The sequence below is a fragment of the Corallococcus sp. AB030 genome (genome assembly GCF_003668965.1).
Taxonomy (GTDB): Bacteria; Myxococcota; Myxococcia; order Myxococcales; family Myxococcaceae; genus Corallococcus; species Corallococcus exiguus.
Map to the genome: position 1 here is coordinate 21611 of NZ_RAWQ01000141.1, position 6959 is coordinate 28569.

Annotated in this window: 7 protein-coding genes; 4 read left to right on the forward strand and 3 right to left on the reverse strand. The window is 71.5% G+C overall.

Going from position 1 to position 6959, the window contains the following annotated elements; genetic code table 11:
- The first annotated feature begins 27 nt into the window (after positions 1 to 27).
- Positions 28 to 2778, forward strand: a complete 2751-nt coding sequence (locus D7Y15_RS28680; protein WP_121754554.1) for a M1 family metallopeptidase — start codon at positions 28 to 30, stop codon at positions 2776 to 2778.
- Between the two features lie 78 nt (positions 2779 to 2856).
- Here the strand turns inward: D7Y15_RS28680 and D7Y15_RS28685 are convergent, their stop codons facing one another.
- Together D7Y15_RS28685 and D7Y15_RS28690 are read right to left on the reverse strand one after the other, a co-directional pair.
- Positions 2857 to 3609, reverse strand: a complete 753-nt coding sequence (locus tag D7Y15_RS28685) for an enoyl-CoA hydratase (RefSeq protein WP_120579011.1) — start codon at positions 3607 to 3609, stop codon at positions 2857 to 2859.
- An 11-nt stretch (positions 3610 to 3620) separates the two neighbouring features.
- On the reverse strand, positions 3621 to 4541 hold the full coding sequence (locus D7Y15_RS28690; RefSeq protein WP_120579012.1) for a ribose-phosphate pyrophosphokinase: 921 nt from the start codon (positions 4539 to 4541) through the stop codon (positions 3621 to 3623).
- A gap of 123 nt (positions 4542 to 4664) precedes the next feature.
- Here D7Y15_RS28690 and D7Y15_RS28695 point away from each other — a divergent pair, with 123 nt between their 5' ends.
- The 3 genes from D7Y15_RS28695 (at position 4665) to orn (ending at position 6517) form a co-directional block, all read left to right on the forward strand.
- The gene (locus D7Y15_RS28695) at positions 4665 to 5351 is read left to right on the forward strand and encodes a phosphoribosyltransferase (protein ID WP_120579013.1); all 687 of its coding nucleotides are present in this window, start codon (positions 4665 to 4667) and stop codon (positions 5349 to 5351) included.
- A gap of 51 nt (positions 5352 to 5402) precedes the next feature.
- Positions 5403 to 5858: an archease gene (locus tag D7Y15_RS28700; protein ID WP_120579014.1), complete on the forward strand. Its 456-nt coding sequence runs from the start codon at positions 5403 to 5405 to the stop codon at positions 5856 to 5858.
- A 107-nt stretch (positions 5859 to 5965) separates the two neighbouring features.
- On the forward strand, positions 5966 to 6517 hold the full coding sequence (orn, locus tag D7Y15_RS28705; RefSeq protein ID WP_120579015.1) for an oligoribonuclease: 552 nt from the start codon (positions 5966 to 5968) through the stop codon (positions 6515 to 6517).
- Between the two features lie 9 nt (positions 6518 to 6526).
- On the opposite strand, the gene D7Y15_RS28710 is transcribed toward orn, so the two are convergent.
- Positions 6527 to 6895, reverse strand: a complete 369-nt coding sequence (locus D7Y15_RS28710) for a response regulator (protein WP_120579016.1) — start codon at positions 6893 to 6895, stop codon at positions 6527 to 6529.
- Between the last annotated feature and the right edge of the window lie 64 nt (positions 6896 to 6959).

A 6959-nucleotide genomic window follows, 5' to 3' on the forward strand; every position in this document is an offset into this window, starting at 1 on the left:
GGCTGCTCTGGTCCACACTGCGCGGCCATGCCCAACCTGCTCCGTCCGGTGGCCCTGGCCACCGCAACCTTCCTTGCGGCATGCGGTGCCCGACAGGGTAACGCTCCCGCTCCCGGTGCCGTTGAAACGCCCGCCATCCAGGCGGCCACGGCACCCACGCCCCCCACGCTGCGGCTGCCTGAGGACGTGCGGCCCACGAAGTACGCCATCGTCTTGAAGATGGATCCGAAGGCGGAGTCCTTCGAAGGCACCGTCGACGTCATGCTGGAGGTGGCCAAGGCCACGAACGTCATCTGGATGCACGGCAAGGGCCTCATCGTGAAGGAGGCCACGCTGGAGCAGGGCGGCGTCACGCGGACGCTCAAGGCCTCCTCCTCCGGCGAGGACTTCCTCGGCCTGACGCTGGCGAAGCCGCTGGCCGTGGGCGGCGCGAAGCTGCACCTCACGTACACGGGCACCGCGTCCGAGCGTGAGACCTCCGGCGCCTTCCGCGTCAACGAGGGCGGCGACTGGTACATCTACACGCAGTTCGAGCCACTGGGCGCGCGCCGCGCCTTCCCGTCCTTCGACGAGCCCGGCTTCAAGGTGCCGTGGCAGCTCACCTTCCACGTGCCGGAAGGCAACGTGGCCGTCACCAACACGCCGCAGCTCGCGGAGGAGAAGGGCGCGGACGGCTGGCACATCTACCGCTTCGCCCCCACGCAGCCCCTGCCCAGCTACCTCATCGCCTTCGGCGTGGGCCCGTTCGACTTCCTGCCCGCGCGCGACGCGGGGCAGAAGCAGGTGAAGACGCGCATCATCACGCCGCGCGGCCGTGCGAGCGAAGGCGCGTGGGCCGCGAAGGTGACGCCGGAAATCCTGGAGCGCCTGGAGGCGTACTTCGGCATCCCCTACGCGTACGAGAAGCTGGACGTGCTCGCGGTGCCGCTGATGGGCGGCGCCATGGAGAACCCGGGCCTCGTCACGTTCAACTCGCGCCTCGCGCTGGCGAAGCCGGAGGAAGACGCCGTGTGGCGCCAGCGCGCGTTCGCGAACGTGCAGGTGCACGAACTGGCGCACCAGTGGTTCGGCGACCTGGTCACCCTGGCGTGGTGGGACGACCTGTGGCTCAACGAGTCCTTCGCCTCGTGGATGACCCCGCGCATCGTGGAGACGTACCAGCCCACGTGGGACGCGCCGGTGGAGCGCGTGCAGTCCCGCAACGACGCGCTGGACGCGGACAGCCTCGTCGCCGCGCGCTTCATCCGCCAGCCCATCCAGAACGCGGGTGACATCCAGAACGCCTTCGACGGCATCACCTACGGCAAGGGCAGCGCGGTGCTGGCCATGGCGGAGACGTGGCTGGGCCGCGACGTCTTCCAGAAGGGCATCCAGCGTTACATCCGCGCGCACGCGGGCAAGAACGCCACCGCGAAGGACTTCCTGGACGCGCTGTCCGCCGAGTCCGGCAAGGACGTGTCCCAGGTGATGAACAGCTTCCTGGACCAGACGGGCGCGCCCTTCATCACCGCGACCCTGCTGTGCGACGGCGGCAAGCCGCGCGTGGCCCTCACCCAGCAGCGCTACATGCGCCTGGGCTCCAAGGCCCCGGAGGCGCAGTCGTGGAAGGTGCCGGTGTGCGTGAAGTACCCGGGCGCGGGCAAGGACGCCACCGCGTGCACGCTGATGACGGAGGAGAAGGCGGAGATCGCCCTGACGGAGGCGAAGGCGTGCCCGGCGTGGGTGTTCCCCAACGCGGACGGCTCGGGCTACTACCGCATGCGCCTGGCGGGTGATGCGCACGCGAAGCTGATGAAGTCCGGCCTGTCGAAGCTGTCGCGCGCGGAGCGGGTGGTGCTGCTGAGTGACTCGCTGGCGCTGGCGAAGGCGGGGCTCATGCCCGCGGCGGACGCGCTGCCGCTGCTCACCGGCGTGGCGGAGGACCCGGACCGGCAGGTGCTGGAGGCGGGCCTGGAGCTGATGGACCTGGTGTCGTCGCGGCTGCTCCCGGAGGCGCAGAACGCGGACCGCGCCCGCTACGTCCGCGACACCTTCGGACCGCGCGCGCGCAAGCTGGGCTTCAAGCCGCGCGCCGGTGAGAGCGAGGACCTGCGCCTCTTGCGTCCGCGCCTGCTGGAGCTCGCCGGCAACGAGGGCGACGACCCGAAGCTCATCGCCGAAGCGCGCACGCTGACGGAGCAGTGGCTCAAGGACCGCAAGGCGGTGGCGCCGGACGTCGTGGGCGCGGTGCTCGCCATCGCGGTGGAGCACGGGGACGCGGCCCTGCACACGAAGCTGATGGAGGCCCTGCGTGGTGAGACGAGCCGCTACCAGCGTCAGCAGTTGCTGGGCGGCCTGAGTCACGCCACGGACCCGAAGCTGGTGAAGGCGAACCTGGAGCTGCTGCTCGACCCGAAGCAGGACATGCGTGAGAACCTGTGGCTCCTGATGGGCGCGTCCCGCGACCCCCGCACCCGCGACACCGCGGTGGAGTTCCTGAAGACGAACTTCGACACGCTGGTGGGCACCGACGACAAGCCGGGCCTGCTGCCGGAGGGCATGGGCTCGCGGCTGCCGTACATGGGCGCCGGCTACTGCGACGCGGGCAAGCGCCAGGAGGTGGCCGCCCTCTTCGAGCCGCGCGTGGACAAGGTGCCCGGCTCCGAGCGCGTGCTGCGGCAGGTGCTGGAAATCGTGGACCAGTGCATCGCGCTGAAGGAGGCCCAGGGCGCGAGCATCGGGGCGTTCCTGACCGGCAAGCCGGCCAAGACGCCGCAGGCGCCGCCCGCGCCGCGGTAGTCAGTCCCTGAAACGACACCGGGTCCGCGTGACATGCACGCGGACCCGGGAGTGCCGCACGCGTCGCGGCGGGAAGGCCTACTTCCGGCCGCGCGACATGAAGGACATGAAGGCTTCCTTCGCTTCGTCGGACGCGAGGCGCTGGACGAACTCGGCGCCCTCGCGCTTGAGGGCGGCGTCCACCTGGTCGCGCAGCGGGCCGCGGATGAGCGCCTTGGTCACCTTCAGGGCCTGGGCGGGACGCTGGGCCAGGGCGCGGGCGCGCTCGGTGGCGACCTCCTTCAGCTGCGCCTCCGGGACGGCCTTGTTGATGATGCCGGCGCGCAGCGCGGTGGCCGCGTCGAACGGGTCGCCGAACAGCAGCAGCTCCGACGCCAGCGCGAAGCCCGCCATGCGCGGGAGCAGCAGGCTGCTGGCGCCTTCCGCGCACAGGCCCAGGTTGACGAAGGGCATGTTGAAGCGCGTCTTCTCCCCGGCCACCACGTAGTCGCAGTGCAGGAGCATGGTGGTGCCAATGCCCACCGCCGCGCCCTCCACCGCCGCCAGCACGGGCTTGGAGAGGCCGGCCAGGGCGCGCAGGTACTGGAACACCGCGCTGTCCTCGCCCGTGGGCGGGTGCTCCAGGAAGTCGCCAATGTCATTGCCCGCGGTGAACGCGCCGCCCGCGCCGGACAGGAGGACCACCCGGACGTCGTCGCGGCGGTCCGCCTCCAGGAGGGCGGCGGTGGCGGCCTCGTACATGGCGTGGGTGAAGGCGTTCTTCTTCTCCGGCCGGTTGAAGGTGACGGAGAAGACCCCGGCGTCGAGCTGCGTCAGAAGCGTGTCGGACATGGCCGGGCAGACTAACGCGCGTCGGGCCGCAGTGCGCGCAAGAGCAGCGGGGCCAGCGTCACCACCTGGTGGGGGAAGGGCAGGTCCTGCCGGTGCTCCACACTGTCCGTGCTGACCAGCCGCTTCACCGGCACGCCGTGCAGGCGCTCCAGCGCGGGGCCCACCAGCAGGGCGTGCGTGGTGGCGAGGATGAAGTCGTCCACGCAGCCCTCTCCCTTGAGCTCCTTCGCCGCCGCCGCCAGCGTGCCGCCGGTGGACACCATGTCGTCCACCAGGATGGGGCGCATGCCGCGCACCTGGCCCAAGAGGCCCAGCGTCTCCACGTCGTTGCCGCTCAGCCGCGCCTTGTGCACCACCGCCCACGGACGGCCGAGCAGCTTCGCCAGCGCCTCCGCCCGCTTCACCGCGCCCAGGTCCGGCGCCACCACCACGGTCGTGTCGGTGACGTGGGGGCGCAGCGCGTCCGCCAGCAGTGGCAGCGCGGACAGGTGCTCCAGCGGGGCGCCGAAGCAGCCCTCCAGCGCCGGGTTGTGCAGGTCCACGGTGAACACGCGCGTGAAGCGGCCATGGGACACCATGTCCGCCACCAGACGGCCGCCCAGGGGCTCGCCCGGCCGGGCCCGCCGGTCCTGGCGCGCATAGCCCACGTATGGAATCACCGCCTCCATCGAGGCCGCGCCCGCCCGCCAGCACGCGTCCGCGAGCAGCAGCAGCTCCATCAGGTTCTCGCCCACGGGTGGGGTGGAGGACTGGAGGATGACGACGCGGCGGCCGCGCACCTCCTCCGGGGGCACCTCGATGTGCAGTTCTCCATCCGGGAAGCGCTCCCGCTTCACCCCCACCGGCTCCGCGCCGAACGCCTGGGCGAGCGCACGGCCGAGGTGGGGACTGGCACTGCCGACGACGAGGGCGATGGGCGTCATGGGCCGCACCCTAGCGCGGGAGGTGCTCGCGGTGCCCTGGCCCCCCGGGCATGCCGCCAGGAGAGCCACTGAACGTGCCTCCGCCGACACACTCCGAAGGGAAGAGCACCTTCCGGGGGTGGAGGCAGACCGATGCGTTTCCGGGACAGGGCGGAGGCGGGGCAGAAGCTCGCGGGGGTGTTGGCGCCCTACCGCTCCGGGGACGTGTGCGTCCTGGGGCTGACGCGCGGCGGGCTGCGCGTGGCGTACGAGGTGGCCCGGGCACTGAGGGCTCCCCTGGACCTGTGGGTGGCGCGGCGGCTGCGCGTGCCGGGGGGCCGCCTCATGCTGGGCGCGGTGACGGAAGGCGGCGGGCTGTACCTGGACCCCCAGGCCGCAAGCCAGGCGAAGCTGCCCGGGGAGACGCTCCAGCGCTTCGTGCACGAGGAGGTGGACGACGTGGAGCATCAGGCCCGGCAGCTGCGAGGCGGCCTCACGCCGCGGATCCGCGGCTGCACGGCGCTGCTGGTGGATGACGGGATGGTGACGGGCGCCACCGTGACCGCGGCGCTCCTGGCGCTGAAGCAGCAGGGCGTGCGCCGGCGCATCGTGGCGGTGGGCGTGGCGACGCCGCGCGCGCTGGAGCTCGTCCGGGGCCGCGCGGACGCGGTGCACGCGCTGACGCTGGACCCCGCGCTGCGCGAGGTCTCCGAGGCCTACGACACCTTCCCCGCGCTCACCCAGGACGAGCTGCGGCGCTGGCTCACGCGCGCCCGGGAGGCCAGCCCCGCCCGGCCGCAGGGCGTGGCTCCGGACGTGGCGGGCGGGTGGTGGTTCTGACGGGCTTTCGGGAACGCAAAGCGGATGACGACGAGGACATGAGGAGGGCGTATGGATGTGGAAACCGTGCATGCGGATGACAGCAGGCCCCGGACGCACTGGGAGCACTTCACGCGCGAGGAGCTGCTTGGGGTGCGGGGCGTGGGCCGCTCCATGGAGCAGGCCTTCGAGATGGCGGCGCTGGGACTCTGCGCGTTGGTGACGGACCCGCGCAGCGTGGAGGCGCACGAGGAGCTGGAGGTGGACTGCCAGTCCTCGGACCATGACCAGCTGCTCGCGGACTGGCTGCGGGCGGTGGTGGGCGCGATGGCCGGACGGCGCCTGCGCTTCCAGTGCTTCGTGGTGCGGCTGGACGGGCTGAACCTCTTCGGCCACGGCTTCGGCGAGCGCGCGGGACAGGCGCGCCATGGCACCCACGTGGCGCTGACGGGCGCGTCGCTCACCCAGGTGTCCGTGCGCCAAGGGCCGGAGGGCGTGTGGACCGCCGAGGCGCTGGTGGACTTCTAGGGAGGCAGGCGGGCGCGGCGGGACGATTCGTCCACGGAGGGGGTGCGCCGGGGCTCCGGGCTGCTATAGGGGGCGTCTTCCTCTTCGCGACCAGGACCCTTCCGGACATGGCTTCCCGTGACATCCGCTTTGTATGGCTCGACCTGGAGATGACCGGGCTGGACCCCAATACCTGCGGCATCATCGAGGTGGGCATCATCGTCACCGGCCCGGACCTGCGCCCCATGGGCGAGTTCGAGCGCGTCGTCTGGCAGCCGGAGGAGATGCTCCAGCGCATGGAGCCCGTCGTGCGCGAGATGCACACGAAGAACGGCCTGCTGGAGAAGGTGCGCGCGTCCACGTCGTCCCTGCGCGTGGTGGAGCGCGAGGTGACGTCCTTCATCGCGGACTACTGCGACCTGGGCGAGGGCATCCTCGCGGGCAACTCCATCCACACGGACCGGCGCTTCCTCATCGACCACATGCCCATGGTGGACCGCTACCTGCACTACCGCATGGTGGACGTGACGAGCCTCAAGGTGATTACGCGCGCCTGGTACCCGGCGCTGGTGGAGCCGCGCAAGCCGCCCAGCGGGCACACCGCGCTCGCGGACCTGCGCTCCAGCATCAGCGAGCTGCAGTACTACCGCGACGTCCTCTTCCGCGCGACGCCTGGCTAATCGCAGCCCTCAGGCGAGGGCCCCGTCCGCGGGCAGCTGCTTCGCGATGGTGCCCAGCAGGTCGTCCAGCTCGAAGGGCTTGGCGAGGAAGTGGGAGCTGGCGCGGCGCTCCTCGTCCGTGAGGCGGCCCGCGCTCATCACCACCACGGGCAGGTCGCACAGGTCCGGATGGGCGCGGATGCGGCGCAGCAGCTCTCCGCCGTCCATCACCGGCATCATCAAATCCAACAGCACCAGGTCCGGCTTGGAGGTCATGAGCCGCTGGAGACCCTCGTCGCCGTTGTACGCGGTGACGATGTCGTAGCCTTCGAGGGACAGGATGTCCTCGAGCGCCTCCACGATGGCGAACTCGTCGTCCACGATGAGCAACCGCTTCATGCGCGGGCCCCCTCCACCGCACGCACCCGGCCCGGGACCCCTGTCGGCCGGGTGCGTGCGGTGG

Excerpts from the sequence above, each read along its gene's own strand:
- D7Y15_RS28680 (WP_121754554.1), top strand. The coding sequence starts at position 28 with ATGCCCAACCTGCTCCGTCCGGTGGCCCTGGCCACCGCAACCTTCCTT.
- D7Y15_RS28685 (WP_120579011.1), bottom strand. The coding sequence starts at position 3,609 with ATGTCCGACACGCTTCTGACGCAGCTCGACGCCGGGGTCTTCTCCGTC.
- D7Y15_RS28695 (WP_120579013.1), top strand. The coding sequence starts at position 4,665 with ATGCGTTTCCGGGACAGGGCGGAGGCGGGGCAGAAGCTCGCGGGGGTG.
- D7Y15_RS28700 (WP_120579014.1), top strand. The coding sequence starts at position 5,403 with ATGGATGTGGAAACCGTGCATGCGGATGACAGCAGGCCCCGGACGCAC.
- orn (WP_120579015.1), top strand. The coding sequence starts at position 5,966 with ATGGCTTCCCGTGACATCCGCTTTGTATGGCTCGACCTGGAGATGACC.
- D7Y15_RS28710 (WP_120579016.1), bottom strand. The coding sequence starts at position 6,895 with ATGAAGCGGTTGCTCATCGTGGACGACGAGTTCGCCATCGTGGAGGCG.